Annotated in this window: 22 protein-coding genes and 3 tRNA genes; 10 read left to right on the top strand and 15 right to left on the bottom strand. The window is 67.9% G+C overall.

Translation table 11 applies throughout. The features are described 5' to 3' along the window. Positions 1–10: 10 nt before the first annotated feature. The 7 genes from H9L17_RS13205 (at position 11) to H9L17_RS13180 (ending at position 7,263) form a co-directional block, all read left to right on the top strand. On the top strand, positions 11–1,312 hold the full coding sequence (locus H9L17_RS13205; protein WP_187569886.1) for an alpha/beta hydrolase: 1,302 nt from the start codon (positions 11–13) through the stop codon (positions 1,310–1,312). A gap of 4 nt (positions 1,313–1,316) precedes the next feature. Next, entirely contained in the window at positions 1,317–1,859 is a 543-nt protein-coding gene (locus tag H9L17_RS13200; RefSeq protein WP_187569885.1) for a hypothetical protein, read from the top strand. 190 nt (positions 1,860–2,049) lie between these two features. After that, a complete protein-coding gene (locus tag H9L17_RS13195) occupies positions 2,050–2,847 on the top strand; it encodes a DUF4198 domain-containing protein (RefSeq protein ID WP_187569884.1) in 798 nt (265 codons plus the stop codon). A 30-nt stretch (positions 2,848–2,877) separates the two neighbouring features. Next, positions 2,878–3,792, top strand: a complete 915-nt coding sequence (locus tag H9L17_RS13190; protein ID WP_187569883.1) for an EF-hand domain-containing protein — start codon at positions 2,878–2,880, stop codon at positions 3,790–3,792. A 189-nt stretch (positions 3,793–3,981) separates the two neighbouring features. Then, positions 3,982–6,192 carry a TonB-dependent hemoglobin/transferrin/lactoferrin family receptor gene (locus tag H9L17_RS13185; protein WP_281401892.1) on the top strand — a complete coding sequence of 737 codons (2,211 nt, stop codon included), beginning with the start codon at positions 3,982–3,984 and terminating at the stop codon, positions 6,190–6,192. Further along, a complete protein-coding gene (locus tag H9L17_RS16160; protein WP_281401891.1) occupies positions 6,123–6,338 on the top strand; it encodes a TonB-dependent receptor in 216 nt (71 codons plus the stop codon). Before H9L17_RS13185 ends, H9L17_RS16160 begins: the two co-directional genes overlap by 70 nt. An 85-nt stretch (positions 6,339–6,423) precedes the next feature. Continuing rightward, positions 6,424–7,263 carry a M15 family metallopeptidase gene (locus H9L17_RS13180; RefSeq protein WP_187569882.1) on the top strand — a complete coding sequence of 280 codons (840 nt, stop codon included), beginning with the start codon at positions 6,424–6,426 and terminating at the stop codon, positions 7,261–7,263. 76 nt (positions 7,264–7,339) lie between these two features. Here the strand turns inward: H9L17_RS13180 and rfbD are convergent, their stop codons facing one another. The 15 genes from rfbD to uvrB all read right to left on the bottom strand — a co-directional run bounded on the left by rfbD (position 7,340) and on the right by uvrB (position 21,082). After that, on the bottom strand, positions 7,340–8,236 hold the full coding sequence (rfbD, locus tag H9L17_RS13175; protein WP_187569881.1) for a dTDP-4-dehydrorhamnose reductase: 897 nt from the start codon (positions 8,234–8,236) through the stop codon (positions 7,340–7,342). After that, on the bottom strand, positions 8,233–8,793 hold the full coding sequence (gene rfbC / locus H9L17_RS13170; RefSeq protein WP_187569880.1) for a dTDP-4-dehydrorhamnose 3,5-epimerase: 561 nt from the start codon (positions 8,791–8,793) through the stop codon (positions 8,233–8,235). Before rfbC ends, rfbD begins: the two co-directional genes overlap by 4 nt. Further along, positions 8,790–9,677 (bottom strand): glucose-1-phosphate thymidylyltransferase RfbA, encoded by an 888-nt coding sequence (gene rfbA, locus H9L17_RS13165; RefSeq protein WP_187569879.1) that lies wholly within the window; start codon positions 9,675–9,677, stop codon positions 8,790–8,792. Before rfbA ends, rfbC begins: the two co-directional genes overlap by 4 nt. Further along, positions 9,674–10,729 carry a dTDP-glucose 4,6-dehydratase gene (gene rfbB / locus H9L17_RS13160; protein ID WP_187569878.1) on the bottom strand — a complete coding sequence of 352 codons (1,056 nt, stop codon included), beginning with the start codon at positions 10,727–10,729 and terminating at the stop codon, positions 9,674–9,676. The genes rfbA and rfbB overlap by 4 nt, the downstream gene beginning before the upstream one ends. A 126-nt stretch (positions 10,730–10,855) precedes the next feature. Further along, positions 10,856–10,931: transfer RNA gene (locus tag H9L17_RS13155), tRNA-OTHER, on the bottom strand. 50 nt (positions 10,932–10,981) lie between these two features. After that, positions 10,982–11,338, bottom strand: coding sequence for a MerR family transcriptional regulator (locus tag H9L17_RS13150; RefSeq protein WP_187569877.1), 357 nt, complete (start codon positions 11,336–11,338; stop codon positions 10,982–10,984). Next, a complete protein-coding gene (locus tag H9L17_RS13145) occupies positions 11,331–11,648 on the bottom strand; it encodes an integration host factor subunit alpha (protein WP_187569876.1) in 318 nt (105 codons plus the stop codon). The genes H9L17_RS13150 and H9L17_RS13145 overlap by 8 nt, the downstream gene beginning before the upstream one ends. 12 nt (positions 11,649–11,660) lie before the next feature. Next, positions 11,661–14,045: a phenylalanine--tRNA ligase subunit beta gene (gene pheT / locus H9L17_RS13140; RefSeq protein ID WP_187569875.1), complete on the bottom strand. Its 2,385-nt coding sequence runs from the start codon at positions 14,043–14,045 to the stop codon at positions 11,661–11,663. 9 nt (positions 14,046–14,054) lie between these two features. Continuing rightward, a complete protein-coding gene (gene pheS / locus H9L17_RS13135) occupies positions 14,055–15,065 on the bottom strand; it encodes a phenylalanine--tRNA ligase subunit alpha (protein WP_187569874.1) in 1,011 nt (336 codons plus the stop codon). Between the two features lie 114 nt (positions 15,066–15,179). Beyond that, positions 15,180–15,539, bottom strand: a complete 360-nt coding sequence (rplT, locus tag H9L17_RS13130) for a 50S ribosomal protein L20 (RefSeq protein ID WP_187569873.1) — start codon at positions 15,537–15,539, stop codon at positions 15,180–15,182. An 11-nt stretch (positions 15,540–15,550) separates the two neighbouring features. Then, complete coding sequence (gene rpmI, locus H9L17_RS13125) at positions 15,551–15,748, bottom strand: 50S ribosomal protein L35 (protein WP_027083463.1); 198 nt, start codon at positions 15,746–15,748, stop codon at positions 15,551–15,553. Positions 15,749–16,080: 332 nt separating this feature from the next. After that, positions 16,081–16,605: a translation initiation factor IF-3 gene (gene infC / locus H9L17_RS13120; protein ID WP_246455230.1), complete on the bottom strand. Its 525-nt coding sequence runs from the start codon at positions 16,603–16,605 to the stop codon at positions 16,081–16,083. An 89-nt stretch (positions 16,606–16,694) separates the two neighbouring features. Continuing rightward, positions 16,695–18,599, bottom strand: a complete 1,905-nt coding sequence (gene thrS / locus H9L17_RS13115) for a threonine--tRNA ligase (RefSeq protein ID WP_187569871.1) — start codon at positions 18,597–18,599, stop codon at positions 16,695–16,697. Positions 18,600–18,836: 237 nt separating this feature from the next. Further along, positions 18,837–18,911 (bottom strand) — tRNA-Val (locus tag H9L17_RS13110). A 122-nt stretch (positions 18,912–19,033) separates the two neighbouring features. Beyond that, positions 19,034–21,082, bottom strand: a complete 2,049-nt coding sequence (gene uvrB / locus H9L17_RS13105; protein ID WP_187569870.1) for an excinuclease ABC subunit UvrB — start codon at positions 21,080–21,082, stop codon at positions 19,034–19,036. Between the two features lie 169 nt (positions 21,083–21,251). On the opposite strand from uvrB, the gene H9L17_RS13100 reads away from it, so the two are divergent. The 3 genes from H9L17_RS13100 to H9L17_RS13090 all read left to right on the top strand — a co-directional run bounded on the left by H9L17_RS13100 (position 21,252) and on the right by H9L17_RS13090 (position 23,663). Then, positions 21,252–21,782 (top strand): GspH/FimT family pseudopilin, encoded by a 531-nt coding sequence (locus H9L17_RS13100; RefSeq protein WP_187571969.1) that lies wholly within the window; start codon positions 21,252–21,254, stop codon positions 21,780–21,782. Between the two features lie 70 nt (positions 21,783–21,852). Then, positions 21,853–21,929 (top strand) — tRNA-Asn (locus H9L17_RS13095). A gap of 228 nt (positions 21,930–22,157) precedes the next feature. After that, on the top strand, positions 22,158–23,663 hold the full coding sequence (locus H9L17_RS13090; RefSeq protein ID WP_187569869.1) for a GGDEF domain-containing protein: 1,506 nt from the start codon (positions 22,158–22,160) through the stop codon (positions 23,661–23,663). The last annotated feature ends 8 nt before the right edge of the window (positions 23,664–23,671 follow it).

Below are 23,671 nucleotides of genomic sequence, written 5' to 3'. Positions count from 1 at the left end.
GCGCCCTGCGATGCTCTCCCTCCTCCTCGCCACCTCGCTCGCGCTGTCCGCGGGAACGAGCGCGCAAACCGCCGATCCGGCTGCCCTCGCCAGCCAGGCCCTGGATCGCCTCGACGCCGGCGACTACACGCAGGTCGAAGCCCTGTTCGGCGCGCAGATGGCCGCGGCGGTGCCGGCCGACAAGCTGAAGGCAGTGTGGGAATCGCTGCCGGCGCAGGTCGGCAAGGCCACAGGACGCGGCGAGGCGACCGTCTCCGCGCAGGGCGGCGCGACGATGGTGCAGATCCCGCTGCACTTCGAGAAGGCCGAGCTGGTGGCGAAGTTCGCCATCGACGCCGAAGGCAAGATCGCCGGCTTCGTCGTCCAGCCCGCGCAGACCGCCGCGCCCGCGCCGGCAGTGGCCGACGATGCCGCCTACGTCGAGCGCGACCTGATGGTCGGCGACGGCGAACGCGCCCTGCCCGGCACGCTGGCGATGCCGAAAGGCGACGGTCCGTTCCCCGCCGTCGTGCTGGTGCACGGCTCCGGCCCGCACGACCGCGACGAGACCATCGGCCCCAACAAGCCCTTCCTCGACATCGCCCGCGGCCTGGCCGCGCAGGGCATCGCCGTGCTGCGCTTCGACAAGCGCACCAAGGCGCGCCCGCAGGACTTCACCGGCGGCGAGTTCGGCGTCGATCAGGAAACCACCTTCGATGCGGTGCTGGCGGTCGATGTGTTGCGCAAGGCGGAAGGCGTCGATCCCAAGCGCATCTTCGTGCTCGGCCACAGCCAGGGCGGGCTGATGGCACCGCGCATCGCCGCGCTGTCCGGCCATGTCGACGGCCTCATCCTTCTGGCCGCGCCGGCGCGCCCGCTGCTGGACATCCTGATCGAACAGAACCGCCGCCTCGCCGTGCTCGACGACGGCAAGACCAGCGACGCCGAGCGCGACGCGATCAACGCACTGATCGCGCAGGTGCGCGTCGCCCGCGACTCCGCCACCGATCCGGCGGCGAAGGGCCCGATGGGCCTGCCCGTCGGCTACTGGCGCAGCATCGACGGCGTCGACCCGGTGGCCGAGGCGAAGCGGGTCAAGCTGCCGATGCTGGTGCTGCAGGGCGCGCGCGACATCCAGGTGGTGGACGCCGACTGGCAGAACTGGAAGGGCGCCTTCCACGACGATCCGAAGGTGGCGTTCAAGCTGTACGACAAGCTCAACCACCTCGGCATCGCCGGCGAAGGCGAAGGCTCCCTCGCCGAATACCAGCAGCCCGGCCACGTCGATCCGCAACTGATCGACGACGTGGCGGCCTGGATCAAGGCGCACTGACGCCATGCGTACGCAGCCGGCTTCGCAATCGTTCGCGGTCAGTCCGCCCTCCCCCTTCGCATGGATGATGCTGGTGCTGCTGGGCGGCGCGCTGCCGCTCGGCATCGTGTGCGCGCTGTGGCTGACGCGCCAGTCCACGCACGGCATGTTGCCGGTGTTCGTGATCATCCCGCTGGTGCTGATATTCCTGCTGCTGGCGACGCGGCGGCGCTCGGTGACGCTGCAGGACGGCATCCTCGACGTGCGCGCCGCGATGTACCGCAAGCGCGTCGCGGTGACGGAGCTGGATCTTGACCGCGCGCGCACCGTGAATCTTGCCGAACGCACCGAACTGCGCCCGTGGCTGAAGAGCAACGGCATGTCGATGCCGGGCTTCCACGCCGGCCATTTCCGCCTGCGCGGCGACTTCGGCAAGGCGTTCTGCCTGCTCACCCAGCGCGAGCGCGTGCTGTGGCTGCCGCTGCGCGACGGCAAGCAGCAACTCCTGCTCAGCCTGGAACGGCCGCAGGCGCTGCTGGATGCGCTGGTGTCATCGCGCTCCCCATGACGCGGCACCCGGCCGTGGAGCTTCCGAAACGGCCGGGCAACCCATGGGGGTCCACCGTGCGCGCCGACGCCTCCGGCATGCGCATTCGTTATTGCAAATAATTCTCGTTTAACAGCACAATACGCGCTTGCCAGCAGCCGCACGTTCCGGTTCCGCCAGCTCCTCGCCTACTCCACAGGACTGGAACCGCATGAAAACGCTGCCCCTGCTGACCGGCCTGCTGGCCGCCAGCATCGCTTTCGCCGTCTCCGCGCACACGCCTTACCTGGCGCCCAGCGACTTCGCCCCGCAACCGGGCGCCACCATCGCGCTGGACGCCGCCTTCACCGAAACCTTCCTCGTTCCCGAGGTGGCGTTCGATGGCGGCGAGTTCGCCGTCATCGGCCCCGACGGCAAACGCGGCGCGCCGGACAAGGTGCAGCTGTTCAAGCTGCGCACCGTCGTCGAACACACCCTGGCGAAGACGCCGGGCACCTGGCGTTTCAGCACCGGGCCGCGCCTGGGCGCGCGCTTCCGCACCTGGGAGGTCGACGGCAAGCGCGAAAGCTCGCGCGATGCCGAGGCGAAGGTTCCGGCCGGCGCGAAGATCGTGTCCGACTTCCAGTCGCTGACGCTGGCCGAAACCTACGTCACCGCCGGCGCGCCCGACCGCGCCGCCCTGGCGCCTCGCGGCAAGGGGCTGGAGCTGGTCGCCATCGACCATCCCAACGACCTGTTCGTCGGCGAGCGATTCGCCTTCGTCGTCCAGTACGACGGCAAGCCGCTGGCCAACCAGCCGGTGGAGATCACCGAAGCGGTGTGGACGTCCGACCGCAAGCCGCAGGTCGTCAAGCTGACCACCGATGCGCAGGGCAAGGCCGCGATGGAGTTGCGGCAGGCCGGCACCTGGGTCGCGCTCACGCGCCATCGCACCCCGGCCCCGGCCGGGAGCGGCGCACCCGAATACAGCAACAGCTACACCCTGACCTTCCGCGTGCTCGCGCAGTAAGCCGCACGCTTTTTCCTCCTGGAGATCGACATGAAAACCGGACTGCTCGCCGGCGCGCTCGCCTGCTCAATCGCCTGCGCATTGGCTTTCCCCGCCCTGGCCCAGACGGCGCAGCAACAGCGCCCGCTGATCGGCGGCATGGGCGACAACGTGACCAACTTCATCGCCCAGTTCGACGACAACGGCGACGGCAAGCTCGACTGGGCGGAGTTCGACGGCTTCCGCCGCACCCGCTTCGACGCCACCGACAGCAACCATGACGGCACCGTCGATGTCGAGGAATACGTGGCCGAGTTCGCTGCGCGCAGCCGCGAGGCGGTGGCGCAGGAGCGCACCTCGCAACTCGCGCAGACCCGCGTGCGCTTCGACGCGCTGGACACGGACAAGGACGGCAGGATTTCGCGCACCGAGTTCGATGCCAGCGGCGAGCGCGTGTTCACCGAAGGCAGCAAGACGCTGACTGCGCTGGACGACGGCAGCGACACCTCGCTGCGCGCGCGCGGCGGCGGCATGCTGGGGCTGCCGGACAGCCATACCGCCGAAGGCTTCCTGGCGCTGTACGACACCAACAAGGACGGCCTGGTGTCGCACGAGGAGTTCGCCGCCCGCCGCGACGAACAGTTCGCCCGCACCGACGCCGACAAGGACGGCGCGCTGTCTCCCGACGAGTACCTCGCCGAGTTCACCGCCCGTCTGGATGCGCGCATCGCCGAGCGCGGCAAGGCGCCGGATACGCAGACGCGCGTGCGGTTCCGTTCGCTGGACAAGGACAACGACGGCAAGATGACCTTCGCCGAGTACCAGGTTTCCGGCAAGCGCATGTTCGACGCCGCCGACCGCAGCCACGACGGCATCGTCGATGCGACGGACGCCACGCTGCCGGCCGCGCCGGTGCAGCACGCCGGCCTCCAACAGCAGACGCCGGCGCGCAAGACCAAGCCGTGATCGCCACGCGCTGATCCTCCCGCGAATCCCCGTCGCCGGCGCATCCCGCCGGCCGATGGTCGCACTCCCGCGGGGCGCCCTCGGCGCCCCGCGCCCCAGCAACGCATGCCGACAGCATGTTCCGCCAGGACTCCCGTGCGCCGCCCGGTGCGCGCCCTCTCCCCTTTTTCCTGACTGCGGAGCTCCACCATGACCCCCAACCCCCGCCTGCTGGCGCTGGCGATCGCCGCCGCGCTGTCCCTGCCCGCGCTCGCGCATGCCGACGACGAAACCGCCGACGGCAAGCCACGCGCCAAAACCCTGAATACCGTCGAGGTCGTGGGCACCCGCGACGAACAGAAATCGCCCAACCAGAACGTGAAGAAACTCGACGCCGACCAGCTCGAAGACGAGATGGCCGAGAGCATGGAAGACGTGATCCGCTACATCCCCGGCGTCAGCGTCTCCGACATGGGCCGCTTCGGCGACAACGGCTTCAACATCCGCGGCATCGAAGGCGACCGCGTGGCGATGACCGTCGATGGGCTGTCGATGGCGGAAGGGCTGGAAACCGCGCGCGACTACGAGTTCTTCCGCGCCGGCCAGGGCGGCGTGGACATCGATTCGCTCAAGAGCGTGGAAGTCGTCAAGGGCGCCGACTCCATCACTGCCGGCAGCGGCGCGCTGGGCGGCGCGGTGCTGTTCACCACCAAGGAAGCGCGCGACTATCTCGCGGCCGACGGCAACGACACTTACCTCGGCGGCAAGTTCGGCTACACCGGCTACAACGGCGAGAAGCTGGGTTCGCTGACGCTTGCCAACCGCACCGGCATCGTCGAATCCATGCTGGTCTATACCCGCCGCCAGGCGCACGAGGCGGAAGGCTGGTACGACAGCACCGCCGTCGAGATCGGCAGCAACCGCCGCCTGCCCGACCCCATCGACCACGACAGCACCAACGTGCTGGCGAAACTCGATTTCGTACTGTCCGACGCGCACCGCCTCGGCTTCACCTACGAGCGCAACCGCGTGGACAACCTGGTGGACAACCTGACCCGCGTGGCCCCGCCCGGTTATCTGTCGCGCATCGGCGACGACCACAGCGCCCGCGACCGCTACGGCCTGATCTACAACTGGACGGCCAACACCGCCGCGTTCGACAGCCTGGAGCTTCGCCTCGACCATCAGGACACCGAAAGTCGCGGCATCACCCGCATCGTCGCCGGCAGCGGCAGCTCGGCCAACCCGACCGCGACGCCCAACACCACGCCCTGCACGCTGGCGAAGACCTGCAACCGCGCCGAAGACCGCACCACCGAGCAGGGCCTGGACAAGCTGGCGCTGGACTTCGCCAAGCGCACCGCTCGCCACGCACTGACCTACGGCGCTGCCTGGCAGAAGCGCAAGATCGACTTCAACGCCATCGACTACCGCTGGAACAACGCCGGCGTGCTGGACACCGCCACCGTCGATCCGGCGCAGGTGCCGGGCACCGACGCCGTCGCCAGCAATCTGTACCTGCGCGACCGCATCGGCCTGCTCGGCGACCGCTTGCAGCTGACCCTGGGCGCGCGCTATGACCGCTACGACTATTCGCCGCACCTGTCGCCGACCTTCGTGGACAAGAGCGGCACGGTGCGCGACGTCAGCTTCGCCGCGCCCACCTGGCAGGCCGGCCTGAGCTACGAGTTCCTGCCGCACCAGTCGCTGTGGTTCCAGTCCGGGCGCGGCTTCCGCGCACCCACTACCGGCGAGATGTACGCGCCGACCAGCACCGCCGACATCACCGAAGTCGCCACTGGCAAGGTCGTGACCGTGCCCACCACCGCCGCCAATCCGGATCTGGACGCGGAAACCAGCCTCAACCTGGAGTTCGGCTACCGCTGGCAGAGCGGGCGCACGCGCTTCGGCGTGTCGGTGTTCCGCGACCGCTACGAGGATTTCCTCGACAGCGTACGCGTCACCGAAAACGCGAACGTCGAGTATCAGAGCTGCACCCGCGGCGTGTGCAGCAAGCGCAACGGCTACGACGTCACCACCACCGTCAACCTGGGCAGCGTCGCGGTGAAGGGCTACGAGCTGGAAGGCCTGTGGCGCCTGGGCGACGCCTGGCTGCTGCGCGCGGCGTGGACGCACAACGAAAGCACCCAGGAAGGCAAGGAACCGCGCCATCCGTTGAACAGCATCAACCCCGATCGCGGCGTACTGGGTCTGAGCTGGCAAGGCCTGCAGGGACGCCTGCGTCTGACCGGCAACGTGACCCACGCGCTGGCCAAGAAAGCCGGCGACGTTTACCAGACGAAGGACGTCATGGGCGGCCTGACCCCGCCTTCCTCAGCGACGCCTACACCGTGCTGGATCTGTTCGGCAGCTACCGCGTCAACGACCACCTGCGCATCAACGCCGGCGTCTACAACCTGACCGACGAGCGCTACTACCAGTGGGCGCGCATCCGCAACGTGAGCCGCGGCGATTTCTATCTCTACGGCTACGCCACCGACGACGGCATCGGCCGCTACTCGGAGCCCGGCCGGAATTACCGCGTCTCCGTGTCCTGGAGTTTCTGACTCGGGGGCTCTCCACCCCGGCGGCATGGACGCCGCACCCGCCCGGTTGGCGCACAGCCGGGCGGGTTTTCTTTATCCTGCCGGCATGACGCGCACGCCCCCGCTCCCGCTCAAGGCCGTCCTGCGCAACACGCCGGAGATCGAACTCTGGCCGGCCGACCTGCTGCGCGTGCGCGGCAATGCGCACGCACGCCTGCTGGCGCGGGCGCGGCGCGTACTGCGGCGCAAGCGCGACGGCGCGTATCTGGCGGCGGAACTGGACGATGGCCTGCATGCGCTGCGGCCGGCCTTGCAGCGGGAACCGGGGATGGCAGTGGCGCGGCGCGCATTGGCCGCGCATCCGTTGCATCCCCGCAATGGGCTGGAACACGTCGGCACGCTGCCGCTGCATCGCCTGCACGAACGGCTGGATGCCCTCGGTCTGGATGCCGACGGCTATGCCGCAAGCACCGGCCTCGACCTCGTGCCCGAACCGGACTGGCTGGCCTTCGCCGGCTTCGACCGCTGGCGTCGTCCGCTGTGGCTGCGCATCGACGCCGCCCGCGGCTGGCTGCGCCTGCGCGATGCCGCGCTGGCCGACGGCATCGTGCTGGAGGCGATCTCCGGCTACCGCAGCCACGACTACCAGCTCGGCATCTTCGAACGGAAGCTGGCGCGCGGGCTGCAGGTCGAGGACATTCTCGCGGTCAACGCCGCGCCGGGATTCTCCGAGCACCATTCCGGACTGGCGCTGGACATCGGCACGCCGGACGAACCGCCGGCCGAGGAATCGTTCGAGCGCACGCCCGCGTTCGCCTGGCTGCGCGGACATGCCGGCGAACACGGCTTCGCGATGAGCTACCCGCGCGACAACCCGCACGGCATCGTGTACGAGCCCTGGCACTGGTACTACTCCGCTCTCGACGCGGCCCAAAAGCGTTCCTGACGCGGATCAACGCGGGAAAAAACGGATCAAGCAACGCGGAGCAAACTCATCCGCGTACATCGGCTTTGATCCGCGTCTAAACGCCCTTCTCCGCAGCACATGCCGCAAGCACCGCGCGCAGCCCGTCGCGCCAATCCGGCGGAACGATGCCGAAATCGGCGCTCAGCTTCGCGGTGTCCAGCACCGAATATGCGGGACGGCGCGCGGGAGTCGGATAGTCGGCGGTCGCGATCGGCAGCACGCGCGGCCGGCGCTTCAGCAGTCCCGCCGCCAGCGCTTCGTCCATGATCGCGTCGGCGAAGCCGTGCCAGCTGGTTTCGCCGGCGGCGACCAGATGCCAGGTGCCGGATGCCGGCACTCCATGCGCGATGATTCGCGCGGTGGCATCGGCGATCCATGCGGCCGGCGTCGGCGCGCCGACCTGGTCGGCGACCACGCGCAGCTCGTCGCGCTCGCCCGCCAGTCGCAGCATCGTGCGCAGGAAATTCTTTCCGTGCGCCGCATACACCCAGGCCGTGCGCAGGATCGCGTGGCGCGCGCCGCTGGCGCGGATCATCTCTTCGCCGGCCAGCTTGCTTGCGCCATATGCGCCCAGCGGCGACGTGGCATCGTCCTCGCGATACGGGCGCGAGCCACTGCCGTCGAACACGTAGTCGGTCGAATAGTGCACAAGCAAGGCGCCTGTCGCGGCGCAGCCCTGCGCCAACGCGGCGGGACCGAGCGCGTTCACCCGGAACGCGGCGTCCGGCTCGCTTTCCGCCTTGTCCACCGCGGTATGCGCGGCGGCGTTGACCACCACGTCGGGCGCGATGCGATGCACCAAGTCCGCCAGCGATTCGGGGGCATCGAAGTCGGCAACAGCGTCGGCCTCCGCACCATCGCGCGTCGCCACCACCACTTCGCCCAAAGCCGGCAGGCTGCGGCGCAGCTCGCGCCCCACCTGGCCGTTGCCGCCCAGCACCAGCAGCTTCATGCGGCGTACTGCGGCAGTCGTTCCGGCGCGACGTCCGCCAGCAGCGGCGCGCCCACGTCCTTGGCTGACAGCGACACTTCCGCCAGCGGCCAGTCGATCCCCAGTTGCGGATCGTCCCAGCGCAGCGAATTGTCGCTGGCGCGATCGTAGGGCGCGGTGCACAGATAGGTGAACAGCGCCGTTTCGCTCAGCACCAGGAAGCCGTGGGCGAAGCCTTCCGGAATCCAGAAATGGCGCTTGTTGTCCGCGCTCAGGACGACGGCCGCATGCTGGCCGAACGTCGGCGAACCGCGCCGGATGTCGACCGCGATATCGTACACCTCGCCTTCCAGCACGCTGACCAGCTTGCCCTGCGGATTGTTCGGCCACTGGTAATGCAGCCCGCGCAGCACGCCGCGCTGCGAGCGCGAGACATTGTGCTGGACGAAGCGGGTGGGCAGGCCGTGCTCGCCGAAACGTTCGGCATTCCAGCCTTCGTAGAAGAAGCCGCGCTCGTCGCCGTGCACCGCCGGTTCGATCGCCACGCAGCCCGGCAATTCGGTTTCGATGATCTTCACGCGATGCGTCCCTGCTCGATCAGGCCGAGCAGGTACTGCCCGTAGCCGTTCTTCGCCAGCGGCGCGGCCAATGCGCGCAGCTGATCGGCGTCGATCCAGCCGTTGAAGAAGGCGATTTCCTCTGGGCAGCATACGCGCAGGCCCTGGCGCGTTTCGATGGTCTGGATGAAGGTGGAGGCCTCCACCAGCGATTCGTGGGTGCCGGTGTCCAGCCAGGCGTAACCGCGTCCCATCTTCTCCAGGTGCAGCGAGCCGTCCTCCAGATAGCGACGGTTGAGGTCGGTGATTTCCAGCTCGCCGCGCGGCGACGGCTGGAGCGACGCTGCGAAGTCGCTGGCGCGGCCGTCGTAGAAATACAGCCCGGTGACGGCGTAGTGGGATTTCGGCTTCGCCGGCTTTTCCTCCAGCCCGACCACCTTGCCTGCGGCGTCGAACTCGGCCACGCCGTAGCGCTCCGGATCGCGCACCCAGTAGCCGAACACGGTGGTGCCCGCGTCGCGCGCGTCGGCGCGCTGCAGCAGATCGGTCAGGCCGTGGCCGTGGAAGATGTTGTCGCCCAGCACCAGGCAGCTCGGGCCACCGGCGAGGAATTCGCGGCCGATCAGGAACGCCTGCGCCAGCCCGTCCGGGCTCGGCTGCACCGCGTATTCGATGCGCATGCCCCACTGCGAACCGTCGCCCAGCAGGCGCTGGAACAGCGCCTGCTCGTGCGGCGTGTTGATGATCAGCACTTCGCGGATGCCCGCCAGCATCAGCACGCTGAGCGGGTAATAGACCATCGGCTTGTCGTACACCGGCAGCAGCTGCTTGCTGATCGCCTGGGTGATCGGATACAGCCGGGTGCCGGAACCACCGGCGAGGACGATGCCCTTGCGCGCGCTCATGCCGCCACCCCGATGCGCTCCAAGCGATAGGAACCGTCCAGCACGCGGTTCACCCAATCCTGGTTGGCCAGGTACCAGTCCACCGTTTCCGCGATGCCCCGCTCGAAGCTGTACTTCGGCTCCCAGCCCAGTTCGTCGCGCAGCTTGCTGGCGTCGATGGCGTAGCGGCGGTCGTGGCCGGGGCGGTCGGCGACGAAGGTGATCTGCGATTCGCGCGGCGTTCCATCCTCGCGCGGACGGCGCGCGTCGAGCAGCGCGCAGATCGCCTTCACCACCTCGATGTTCTGCTTCTCGGCGTTGCCGCCGACGTTGTAGGTCTCGCCGACGCGACCCTTCGCGAGCACGGTGCGGATCGCCTCGCAGTGGTCGCTGACGAACAGCCAGTCGCGCACCTGCCTGCCGTCGCCGTAAACCGGCAGCGGCTCGCCGGCCAGCGCCTTGGCGATCACCAGGGGAATGAGCTTCTCGGGGAAGTGGTAGGGGCCGTAGTTGTTGCTGCAGTTCGTCGTCAGCACCGGCAGGCCGTAGGTGTGATGGAAGGCGCGCACCAGGTGGTCGGACGCGGCCTTCGACGCCGAATACGGAGAGTTCGGCGCATACGGCGTGGTTTCGCTGAACTTGCCGGTCTCGCCCAGGGTGCCGTAGACCTCGTCGGTGGAGACGTGCAGGAAGCGGAACGCCTGCTTTGCCTCGTCGTCCAGCGCCTTCCAGTGATCGCGCACCGTCTCCAGCAGCGCCAGCGTGCCGACCACGTTGGTCTGCACGAACGCGGCCGGGCCGTCGATGGAGCGGTCCACGTGGCTCTCGGCGGCGAAGTTCACCACGGCGTCGGGACGGTGCTCGGCCAGCAGCTTCGCCACCAGCGCGCCATCGCCGATATCGCCGTGCACGAACACGTGGTTCGGATCGCCGTCGATGGACGCCAGCGTGTCGCGGTTGCCCGCGTAGGTCAGCGCATCCAGGTTCACCACCTTGATGCCGCGGCGCACCGCCTCCAGCACGAAGTTGCCACCGATGAAACCGGCGCCGCCGGTGACCAGCCATGTCGTCATGTGCAAACGTCCTTGATTCCGGAGATGAAGCAAAACAGCGTTTTATTATCGCCCAAACGCGAAAAACCCCGCCTGAAAAGGCGGGGTTTTCGCGTTTGGCTCCAAGCACGGAGCCAATGTATGAATTGGTCGGGGTAGCCGGATTTGAACCGACGACCACTTGTCCCCAGACAAGTGCGCTACCAGGCTGCGCTATACCCCGAAGATTGGCCGGCGATTATACCCGAGCCCGCCCGCTTTCGGCGAGGCGAGTCAGCGGCGCAGGATCTGCAGCACTTCCTCCAGCTCGACCCGCACTTGGCGGACGATCTGGTTGCTCAGCGCCGATTCCTGCTTCGCGCCCTCGCCTTCCAGGCGCAGGCGCGCGCCGCCGATGGTGTAGCCCTGTTCGTACAGCAGGCTGCGGATCTGCCGCACCATCAGCACGTCGTGGCGCTGGTAGTAGCGGCGGTTGCCGCGGCGCTTGGACGGTTCCAGGCTGGGAAACTCGGTTTCCCAGTAGCGCAGCACGTGCGGCTTCACGTCGCACAGTTCGCTGACTTCGCCGATGGTGAAATAGCGCTTGGCCGGGATCGGCGGAAGCTCGCGGTTGCTGCCCGGATCAAGCATGCGCCGCCTCCGTGCCGCCGGCGCCCGCAAATGCTTCCACGCGCTCCTTCAGCTTCTGGCCGGGGCGGAACGTAACCACGGTGCGCGCGGAGATCGGGATCTCCTCGCCGGTCTTGGGATTGCGGCCGGGGCGCGGGTTCTTGCGGCGCAGGTCGAAGTTGCCGAAGCCCGAGAGCTTGACCTGCCGGCCCTGCTCCAGCGCCTCGCGCAGCGCATCGAAGAACACGTCCACGAACTCCTTGGCCTCGCGCTTGTTCAGCCCGACCTCCTCGTAGATGCGTTCCGCCATTTCCGCCTTCGTCAACGCCATTGCCGTCCCCTGTCAGCGCCTGATGACCGCAGCGTGTTCCTTGCCCAATGCGGCCACCACATCCGCCACCACGGCATCCACGTCACGGTCGGCCAGCGTGCGCGATTCGTCCTGCAAAATCAAGCCGATGGCGAGACTCTTGAAACCCGTTTCGATGCCCTTGCCGGCGTAGCGGTCGAACAGCACCAGCCCGCGCAGCGTCGGGCCGGCGGCGGATTCCGCGGTCGCCTTCAGCGCCGCCCAGGACACGTTTTCCGGGACGACGAACGCGAGATCCCGGCGGACGGACGGATACTTCGACAGCGCCTTCGCACGCGGCAACCCGCGCGCGAGCAGCGCCCCGAGCTCGAGTTCGAAGCCGAACACGTCCGTATCCAGGCCCAGCGCCTGCTGCAAACGCGGATGCAGCTGGCCGATCCAGCCGATGCGCACGGCCTCGCCGTTTTCGCCGATGCGGAAGACGTCTGCGGAACGGCCCGGATGCGCGAACGGCTCGGCCGACGCGCGGCAGTCGAGCGTCGCACCCGACAGCGCGGCGAGGCTGTCGAGGTCGCCCTTGAGGTCGTGGAAATCGACCTTGCGCGACGCTTCGCCCCATTGCTCCGCCGCGGCGTCGCCGCAAACGACGGCGGCGATGCGGATCGTCTCGACGGGCGCATCGCCCCCCATCCCGAACGTCCTGCCGATCTCGAACAGTCGCACCCGCGACTGCTGCCGCGCGGCGTTGCGCGCCAGCGCCGCGGTCAGGCCGGGCAGCAGGCGCGTGCGCATGACGCCGAGTTCGGCGCTCAGCGGATTGGCCAGCGCGACGCTGCCGTCCGCAAGCCGCCACGTCGCCAGCAGATCGGCGTCGACGAAGGCGTAGTTGATCGCTTCCAGGTAGTCGCGCGCGACCAGCTGGCGGCGCGCGTCGTGTTCGCTGCTGCGGGTCTCGGTGGCCGGCACCAGCCGCGTCGCCCCGCCCGGCAGGGTGGTCGGGATCGCGTCGTAGCCGTGGATGCGCGCCACTTCCTCGATCAGGTCTTCCTCGATCGCAATGTCGAAGCGGCGCGGCGGCACGGTCACCTGCCAGCCGTCGTCGGTCGCCGCCACCGCGAAGCCGAGCGCGCCGAGGATGCGCGCCACTTCGCCGTCCGGCACCTGCGTGCCGAGCACGCGCGCCAGGCGCGCGCGGCGCAAACGGACGAGTTGCGGCTTCGGCATGTCGGCTTCACGCACCGCATCGACCACCGGACCGGGCTTGCCGCCGGCGATGTCCACGATCAGCCGCGTGGCGTATTCGACCGCGACGGGCGGGAGTTCCGGATCGACGCCGCGCTCGAACCGGTGGCCGGCATCGGTATGCAAGCCCAGCCTGCGGCTGCGACCGATGATCGCGGCCGGCGCGAAATGCGCGGCCTCCAGGAACACGTTGCGCGTCGCCGCGCCAACCTTGGTGTCGTTGCCGCCCATGATCCCGGCCAGGCCGACCGCGCGATCCGCATCGGTGATCACGAGGAACTGCGCGTCGAGCTTCGCCTCGTCGCCGTTGAGCAACACCAGCGTTTCGCCGTCGCGCGCCCGGCGCACGCCGACCGGGCCCTTCAGCAGGTCGCGGTCGTAGGCGTGCATGGGCTGGCCGAGTTCCAGCATCACGTACTGGGTGACGTCGACCAGGAAGCTGACCGGGCGCACGCCGCTGCGGCGCAGGCGCTCGGCCATCCAGACCGGCGTCGCCACGTTCGCGTCCACACCCTCGATCACGCGGCAGGCATAGCGCGGCGCTTCCGCGCCTGCGCCCAGCTCCACCGGCAGGGTCGCCGCGCTGGCGACGGACACCGGCGCGGCGGACAGCGGTTCGACCTCGCAGCCGGTGGCGGCGGCCACGTCGAAGGCGATGCCGCGCACGCCGAAGCAGTCGGCGCGGTTCGGCGTCAGCTTCAGCTCGATGCTCGCATCCGGCAGGCCTAGATAGTCGGCCAGCGGCGCGCCCACCGGCGCATCGGCCTGCAGTTCCAACAGGCCGGACGCATCGGCGTCGAGGCCGAGCTCCTTCGCCGAGCACAGCATGCCGTTCGATTCGACGCCGCGCAGCTTGGCCGCCTTGATGGTGATCTCGCCGATCTTCGTGCCGATGGTCGCCAGCGGCGCGACCAGCCCCGGCCGTGCGTTCGGCGCGCCACAGACGATCTGCAGCATCGCGCCGTTGCCGGCATCGACCTGGCAGACCTGCAGGCGGTCGGCTTCGGGATGCTTCGCGCATTCGACGATGCGCGCGACGACCACGCCGTCGAGCCCGTCGCCCAATGGCGCCAGTTCCTCGACCTCCAGGCCGATCGCGGTCAGCGTGGCCGCCAGCTGTTCGCGGGTGGCGCCCGTCTTGACGTGCTGGCGGAGCCAGTTTTCGGAGAACTTCATCGCGGCACCTCAGGCGAACTGGCGCAGGAAGCGCACGTCGTTGTCGAAGAAACTGCGCAGGTCGTTGACGCCGTAGCGCAGCATGGCGAAGCGTTCCACGCCCAGGCCGAAGGCGAAGCCGGTGTACTTCTCCGGGTCGATGCCGACATTCTTCAGCACGTTCGGATGCACCATCCCGCAGCCCAGCACTTCCAGCCAGCGCGTGCCGCCATCGGCCTGCTGCCAGGCGATGTCCACTTCCGCCGAAGGCTCGGTGAACGGGAAATAGCTGGGGCGGAAGCGCATCTCGAAATCGCGCTCGAAGAACGCGCGCACGAATTCGGCCAGCGTGCCCTTGAGGTCGGCGAAGCTGGCGTGCTCGTCCACCAGCAGGCCCTCCACCTGGTGGAACATCGGCGTATGGGTCTGGTCGCTGTCGCTGCGGTACACCTTGCCGGCGGCGATCATGCGCAACGGCGGCCTGTTCTCGCCCATGTAGCGCACCTGCACGCCCGAGGTGTGGGTGCGCAGCAGGCGGGCCACGCCGCTGCCGTCGGGCGGGAAGTAGAACGTGTCGTGCATCGCCCGCGCCGGGTGGTGCGGCGGAAAGTTCAGCGCTTCGAAGTTGTGCCAGTCGTCCTCGATCTCCGGGCCATCGGCGAGCGCGTAGCCCAGCTTGCCGAAGATCTCGACGATGCGCTCCAGCGTGCGGCTGACCGGATGCACGCCGCCGCGCCCGGCGTTGCGGCCCGGCAGAGTGACGTCGATGGTCTCGCCGGCCAGGCGCGCGTCCAGCGCGGCATCGTCCAGCGCGGTCTTGCACGCGGACAGCGCTTCGGAGATCGCGTCGCGCGCGCGGTTGATCGCCTCGCCCGCCGCCTTGCGCTGGTCGCCGGGCAGCGCGCCGAGCGCCTTCAGCTGCGCGGTGATGCTGCCGCTCTTGCCGAGCAGAGCCACGCGCAGGGCTTCCAGCGCGTCGGGCGTGTTTGCTCCGGCGATGTCGGCCAGCGCCTGGGTGGACAAGGATTCGATGTCGCTCATCTGGTTTCCGATCCCCATAAACCAAACCCTATAAACAGACGTGGGGAAGGACTTGCGCCCTTCCCCACGTGATGGCGGCCGAGGCCGCCGCTACAACTGCTGTGGAGTGACGGCTTACGCCGCCAAAGCGCCCTTGGCCTTTTCGGTCAGGGCCGCAAAACCCGCCGCGTCGTGCACGGCGATGTCCGCCAGCACCTTGCGGTCCAGGGTGATGCCGGCCTTCAGCAGGCCGTTCATGAAGCGGCTGTAGCTCATGCCGTTGGCGCGCGCGGCAGCGTTGATGCGCGCGATCCACAGGGTGCGGAAATGGCGCTTCTTCTGCTTGCGACCGATGTACGCGTACTGCAGGGCCTTGGTGACGGCCTGCTTGGCGACGCGGAAGACCTTGCGGCGGGCGTTGTAGTAGCCCTTCGCCTGGGTCAGGATTTTCTTGTGACGGCGGCGCGCCGTAACACCACGCTTGACTCGTGCCATGTCTTATCTCCTCACAAATACGGAAGCATGCGGTCCAGACGGCCCGCGTCCTCGGCACGAACGTGGTTCGTCTGCCGCAGGTTGCGCTTCCGCTTGGTCGCCTTCTTGGTGAGGATGTGGCTCTTGTTGGCGTGGCCGCACTTGTACTTGCCGGAAGCGGTCTTCCGGAAGCGCTTGGCCGCCGCCCGATTGGTCTTGATCTTGGGCATTGGGGATCCTTGCGAAATCAACTGACTGGCCGAGGCGGCGGCTCCTGCCTTGCGGCTTCGCCACGCTTTCCATCCTGCCTTGCCGGTGGGTAAGCCCTTGATTCCGAAGGAATCCGGGCGGGTCCTGATGTTGCCATACAACAAACCCGGCGAACCGGGCCGGCAATTATGGCCGGCTGCCGTCGGGTTTGCAATCTTTGCCTTGCAAATCAGCGGGTTCATCCCCCGCGCATCCCGAGTGGCGACTGCCGGGCGTCCCGGTCAGTCGCTCCCCGATACTCGCTTGGTGACCGAGACGCCCGGCAGTCGCCTGCGGGGTCCGGCCGCGAACATCACTTCTTCTTCGGCGCGATCATCATCACCATCTGCCGCCCTTCCAGGCGCGGACGGGACTCGATGACGATGTCCTCGCCAAGATCCGCCTCGATCCGGGCCGCCATTTCGCGCCCCAGCTCCTGGTGGCTCATCTCGCGGCCACGGAAACGGATGTTGACCTTGATCTTGTCGCCCTCGACCAGGAATTCGCGCATCTTGCGCAGCTTGATCTGGTAGTCGCCCTCGTCCGTGACCGGACGGAACTTCACTTCCTTGATCTCGACCTGCTTGGTCTTCTTCTTGGCTTCGTTGGCCTTCTTCTGCAGTTCGAACTTGAACTTGCCGAAGTCCATGATCTTGCAGACCGGCGGATCCGCGTTGGGCTGGATCTCGACGAGGTCGAGCTCCTCGTCCTCGGCCATGCGCAGCGCCTCGTCGCGCGACAGGACGCCGATCATCTCGCCGTCGCTGCCGATGACGCGCACGCGCGGGACGCGAATCTCGTTGTTCCTGCGGTTCTGCTTGTTGTCGGGGGTACTGATTGTGGCTGTCTCCAAGGGTTGGCCCGGACGGGCCGGTTCGAACGCCGGTTCCGGAACCGGCGTTCGGGCTTCGCGAAGCGGTGGTGCCGTCAGCCGGCTCCTTCTTCGCGCAGGCGCGCGGCGAAGGCGTCAACGGACATGCTGCCAAGGTCTTCCCCACCCCGCGTGCGCACGGAGAGCTGGCCGTTTTCCTTCTCGCGGTCCCCGACCACCAGCAGGTACGGCACGCGCTGCAGCGTGTGCTCGCGGATTTTATAGCCGATTTTTTCGTTCCGCAAATCGGAAACAACCCGGAATCCTTGATTCGCAAGGGTTTTTCTGGCGGCCTCGACGGCGTCGGCCTGCGCATCGGTGATGTTCATCAAAACCGCCTGCACCGGAGCCAGCCAGGCCGGGAACTGGCCGGCATGGTGTTCGATCAGGATGCCGATGAAGCGCTCCATCGAGCCGACGATGGCCCTGTGCAGCATCACCGGATGCTTGCGCTGGCTGTTTTCATCGACGTATTCCGCGCCCAGCCGGCCCGGCATCATGAAATCGACCTGCATGGTGCCGAGCTGCCAGGTGCGGCCGATGGCATCCTTGAGGTGGTATTCGATCTTCGGCCCGTAGAACGCGCCCTCGCCCGGCAATTCCTGCCATTCCACGCCGGAAGCGCGCAAGGCGGAGCGCAGCGCGTCCTCGGCCTTGTCCCAGGTGGCGTCGTCGCCAAGGCGGGACTCGGGGCGCAGCGCGATCTTGATCTGGATGTCCTCGAAGCCGAAGTCCGCATACACCTTCAGCGCCTGTTCGTGAAAGGCACGCACCTCGGATTCGATCTGCGCTTCCGTACAGAACACGTGGCCGTCGTCCTGGGTGAAGCCGCGCACGCGCAGGATGCCGTGCAGCGCGCCGGACGGTTCGTTGCGGTGGCAGCTGCCGAACTCGCCGTAGCGGATCGGCAGGTCGCGGTAGCTGTGCAGGCCCTGGTTGAAGACCTGGATGTGGCCGGGGCAGTTCATCGGCTTCACCGCATACGTCCGCTTCTCGGACTCGGTGAAGAACATGTTGTCCTTGTAGTTGTCCCAGTGGCCGGACTTCTTCCACAGCTCGACATCGAGGATCTGTGGGCAGCGCACCTCGCCGTAGCCGGTGTTGCGATAGACCTTGCGCATGTACTGCTCAACCACCTGCCACAGCGACCAGCCCTTCGGGTGCCAGAACACCAGCCCCGGCGCTTCTTCCTGAAGGTGGAACAGGTCCTGCTGCTTGCCGATCTTGCGGTGGTCGCGCTTCTCGGCCTCCTCGATGCGCTGGATGTAGGCCTTGAGCTGCTTGTCGTCCGCCCACGCCGTACCGTAGATGCGCTGCAACTGCTCGTTCTTGGAGTCGCCGCGCCAGTACGCACCGGAGATGCGCGTGAGCCTGAACGCTTTGAGGAAGCGCGTGTTCGGCACGTGCGGGCCGCGGCACATGTCCACGTATTCCTGATGATGGTACAGGCCCATCGCCGTGACTTCGGGCCCCATGTCCTCGATCAGGCGCAGCTTGTACTCCTCGCCGCGGGCCTTGAACGTCTCGACCACTTCCGCACGCGGCGTCATCCGCTTGACCACGTCGTAGTCCTGCGCGATCAGTTCCTTCATGCGCTGCTCGATCGCCGCCAGGTCTTCCGGCGTGAACGGGCGCTCGTTGTAGATGTCGTAATAGAAGCCTTCGTCGATGACCGGGCCGATCACCATCTTGGCGTCCGGATAGAGCTGCTTCACCGCGTGGCCGACGAGGTGGGCGCAGGAGTGGCGGATGATCTCCACGCCTTCGGCGTCCTTGGGCGTGATGATGCGCAGCCTGGCGTCGTGGTCGATGACCTCGCACGCATCGACCAGCCGGCCATCCACCTCGCCGGCGACGGTGGCCTTGGCCAAGCCGGCGCCGATGGATTGGGCGACTTCAAGGACGGAAACGGGGGCGTCGAACTGGCGCTGGGAGCCGTCGGGAAGCGTGATCGAGATCATGGGCTGTGCTCTTTTGGAAAGTCCGGCCAGGGATGGCCGGGCTTTTGTTCAGGGACGGACAAACAAAACAAAAACGAAAAAAGACGCCGAAGCGCCTTTCGATTGTCCACACTGAAGGGAGAGCGAATGCGTCGGCAGGGATCAGCAGTGGGCGCCGGTAGTGTTCATGTCGCACGCTCGGCCGGCGTTGCCGCGGGCCACCTGTCTCCAATTCGTTTGCCACGCCTGAGTGAAGCGTGGTGGGCGGTACAGGGTTCGAACCTGTGACCCCTACCATGTCAAGGTAGTGCTCTACCGCTGAGCTAACCGCCCGAAGGGGCGCGAATTGTAGCTTGATAAATCCCGCGGCGACAAGCGGGCATCCCGCTTTTGCCTGGTCCCTCCCCGAAAAGCCGGATCGCCCGCCTCCGGGGCCGTTCCGGCATCGGGAACCGTCAGAGGCTGGCTTCGCGCAGCCTGCGGATCTGATCGCGCATCCGCGCCGCGTCCTCGAACTCCAGATCGCGGGCGTGCTGGTGCATTTTCTGCTCCAGCTCCTTGAGCTTCGCCGCCTGCTGCGACGGCGACAACCGCAGATATTCCTGCTCCGGCTCGGCCACGCGACGCGCCTTGCCGCGCCCCTTCAATTCGCCCGGCTCGGCGCGCGCGCCTTCCATCACGTCGCGCACGGCGCGCTGCACCGACTGCGGCGTGATGCCGTGTTCGGCGTTGTATTCCAGCTGCCGGTTGCGGCGGCGGTCGGTTTCGTCCAGCGCCGCCTGCATCGAACGGGTGATGCGATCCGCATACAGGATCGCCTTGCCGCGCAGGTTGCGGGCGGCGCGGCCGATGGTCTGGATCAGCGAGCCGGTGCTGCGCAGGAAGCCTTCCTTGTCGGCGTCGAGGATGGCGACCAGCGATACCTCCGGCATGTCCAGCCCCTCGCGCAGCAGGTTGATGCCGACCAGCACGTCGAACACGCCCAGCCGCAGGTCGCGGATGATCTCCACGCGCTCCACCGTGTCCACGTCGGAATGCAGGTAGCGCACCTTCACGCCGTGCTCGGACAGGTATTCGGTGAGGTTCTCGGCCATGCGCTTGGTCAGCGTCGTCACCAGCACGCGGTCGCCCAGCGCCACGCGCTCGTGGATTTCGCCCAGCAGGTCGTCCACCTGCGTGCCGACCGGGCGGATTTCCACCTGCGGATCGACCAGCCCGGTCGGGCGCACCACCAGCTCGACGATCTCGTCGCCGGCCTCGCGCAGTTCGTACGGCCCCGGCGTCGCGGACACATAGACGCTGCGCGGCACGCGCTCCTCCCATTCCTCGAAGCGCAGCGGCCGGTTGTCCAGCGCCGACGGCAGGCGGAAGCCGAACTCCACCAGCGTTTCCTTGCGCGAGCGGTCGCCCTTGTACATCGCGCCGATCTGCGGAATGGTCACGTGCGACTCGTCGATCACCAGCAGCGCATCGGCCGGCAGGTAGTCGAACAGGGTCGGCGGCGGCTCGCCGGGCGCGCGCCCGGTCAGGTGGCGCGAATAGTTTTCGATGCCGTTGCAGTAGCCCACCTCGGCCATCATTTCCAGATCGAACTGGGTGCGCTGCGACAAGCGCTGCACCTCGACCAGCTTGTTCGCCGCGTACAGCTGCTCCTGCCGCTCGCGCAGCTCGGCCTTGATCGTGTCCACCGCGCTCAGCGTGCGCTCGCGCGGGGTGGCGTAGTGGGTCTTGGGATAGACCACGTAGCGCGGCAGGCGGCGCAGGATTTCGCCGGTGAGCGGATCGAACATCGAGAGCTGCTCGATCTCGCCGTCGAACAGTTCGATGCGCAGCGCTTCCAGATCGGATTCGGCGGGGAACACATCGACGGTCTCGCCGCGCACGCGGAAAGTGCCGCGATCCAGCGCCATCTCGTTGCGCGAATACTGCAAGGTGGTCAGGTGGCGCAGCAGCTCGCGCTGGTCGATGCGCTCGCCGCGCGACAGGATCAGCCGCATCGCCAGATAGTCCTCCGGTGCGCCGAGGCCGTAGATCGCCGACACCGAGGCAACGACAATCGTGTCCCGCCGCGACAGCAGCGCCTTGGTCGCCGCCAAGCGCATCTGCTCGATGTGGTCGTTGATCGAGCTGTCTTTCTCGATATAGGTGTCGCTGGATGGGACGTAGGCTTCCGGCTGGTAGTAGTCGTAATAGCTGACGAAATACTCCACCGAGTTGTGCGGGAAGAACGCCTTGAACTCACCATACAACTGCGCCGCCAGCGTCTTGTTGGGCGCCATCACCAGCGTCGGCTTCTGCACCCGCTGGATCATGTTGGCGATGGTGTAGGTCTTGCCCGAACCGGTCACGCCCAGCAGCACCTGCTTCGCCAGCCCGCTGTCGAAGCCGGCGACCAGCTTCTCGATGGCCCGAGGCTGATCGCCTGCCGGCGAATACGGCGAGACCAGCTCGAAGCCGGCGGAGGCGGTGGTCAGGTCGAGATCGGACGGAACGGACTGGCTCATCGGGCGGCGCGCGGGAAGGCAACCATCGAGTTTACGCCGCTGCCGTGACCGGAATCGTCACGAAATCCGACCCGTCCCGAGGCGTTTTCCGATGCCCGCGCCAGCCAGTCGCCGATCCCGTTCCCGGCAGCCGCCGCGCAGCCTGTTCCCACGCCACGGGAGCTTCGCCATGCCGCACCGCCACGCCGGCTTCACTCTGATCGAACTGGCCGCCGCCACCGCCGTCATGGCGATCCTCGCCGGCCTTGCCCTGCCATCGATGGACGCCCTCGTCGAGCGCCAGCGCGCCTCCGCGGCCATTTCTTCGCTGACGGCACATATGCAGCTGGCGCGCCTGGCCGCGGTCACCCGCAACCGCCGGACGGTGCTGTGCCCGACGCCGGACGGCAATGCCTGCGAAGCCGGCACCGACTGGAGCCGGGGCTGGATGCTGTTCGTCGACGAAGACGGCAACCGCAGGCCCGACCGCGGCGACGACGTGCTGCGGGTGGAAACGGAGCCGACCAGCCGCCACCTGCGCATCGCCAGCAGCGCCGGCCGCCAGCAGTTGCGCTACCTGCCGGACGGCACCAGCGCCGGCGCCAACCTGACCCTGTCCATCTGCAACGCGCGCGGCGAACTGCTGGGCCGGGTGATCGTCAACAACGTCGGCCGCCCGCGCAGCGAACGCCCCGCGCAAGCGCTGCCGTGTCCGTCCTGAACGTCGGCGCAAACACTTTGCCCGCGCACGCTTGCCCAACCGCAACGACCCGCATACAATGCGCGACCTCGCCCGAATAGCTCAGCCGGTTAGAGCACTTGACTGTTAATCAGGGGGTCGTTGGTTCGAGTCCAACTTCGGGCGCCAGACAGCAAAAAACGAAGAAGCCCGCGAGCGCATCGCGGGCTTCTTCGTTTCCGGCGCCGGGATCTCCGGCGCAACGGAAGCGCAGGCTTTCTCGACCATTCCGCGCCCATGGCCGCCGCGCCGGGCCGATCCCGTACATCAAAACGGGATCGATGCCTCAGTGCGCCGGCTTATCACAAGCCCCATTCACGCCCATACTTGGGCCCACGGGATTCAATCCACGGCGCGATGCGAACGGAACTTGAAACCACCCTGCTGCATTGCCGCAACCTGCCTTCGCCGCCGGGGGTGGCGCTGCAGATCATCGCCCTGGCGCAGGACCCCAACGCCACCCTGGGCGCAGCCGCGCAGGTCATCGGCCTGGATCCGGCGCTGAGCGCGCGCCTGCTGCGGGTCGCCAATTCGCCGCTGTACGCCACCCGGCGCCGCACCGAGACGCTGGCGCAGGCCATGGCGATGCTCGGTCTCAACGCCACGCTCAGCCTGGCGCTGGGCTTTTCCCTCGTCCACGGCCTGCGCGGCCACAACGGCACCGCGGAGCTGCAGGAACGCATCTGGCGGCGCAGCGTGCTGGGCGCGATGGCGGCACGCCTGCTGGGCCAGCAGGCCAACCTGAAGCGCGCCGAGACCCTGATGCTGGCCGGCCTGTTGCAGGACATCGGCCGGCTGGCCCTGCTGCAGGCGATGCCGGAGGACTATTCCGCGCTGTGCGCCAAGGCGGACGGCAACGCCGCCCTGCTGGGGCTGGAACGCGAGGCCTTCGACGCCGACCACGCCGAAGTCGGCGCCTGGCTGGCGCGCCGCTGGCACCTGCCGGACTACCTGGTGGACACCATCGCGGGCAGCGAATCGGGCGCCGCCGAAGATGCCTTCCTGCGCTGCGTGCAGGCCTCCGGCCCGATCGCCGACCTGTGGCTGGCCGATGGCGACGAAAGCGGCGCCCTGCGCGAATCCGCGCTGGCCCGCATCGAGGCCTGCACCGGCAACGGGCTCGACGCGCTGGACGAAGTGCTGTCGCTGATGGCGGCCTCGCTGCCGGAAATCAGCGCCATCTTCGAAGTGCGGATCGAGCACCCCGCCCACCTGCAGGCCATTTCCGACGAGGCCAAGGAACTGCTGGTGCTGCGCAACCTGCGCCAGATCCAGGACGCCTCGCAGGCGCACCAGGACGTCAAAGTGACCGAGGAACGCATGCGCCAGCTGACCGAGCAGGCGCGGCGCGACCCGCTGACCGGCGTCTACAACCGCCTGCACATGGAAGAGGTGCTGGAGCGCGAATTCGCCGCCGCCACCATGCACCCGATGACGGTCGCGCTGATCGACCTGGACGACTTCAAGCAGATCAACGACCGCTACGGCCACCTGGTCGGCGACCAGGTCCTGCGCCAGTTCGCCCAGACCGTGCAGCGCGTCCTGCGCAGCACCGACTTCGTGGCCCGCTACGGCGGCGAGGAGTTCCTGCTGGTCCTCAACTACTCCAACGAAAGCGCCGCCGAGCAGGTCCTGCAGCGGTTGCTGAACGAAGTCTCCCGTACCCCGATGGCGGTGGTCGACGGCCACCCGGTGCACACCACGTTCTCCGCCGGCATCGCCACCCACAACAACGCGCCCGGCTGCCAGTTCGACAACGTCCGCGACCTGCTGCAGGCCGCCGACAACGTGCTTTACGGCGCCAAGCGCGACGGCCGCAACCGCGTCCGCCAGCACGGCACGCAGCCCGGCGAAGACGACTGAGCCGCCGC

It is taken from the genome of Thermomonas brevis (assembly GCF_014395425.1).
Classification (GTDB): Bacteria; Pseudomonadota; Gammaproteobacteria; order Xanthomonadales; family Xanthomonadaceae; genus Thermomonas; species Thermomonas brevis.
Note: the sequence above shows the minus strand (reverse complement) of the source record. Positions and strands in the feature narration are given on the sequence as shown.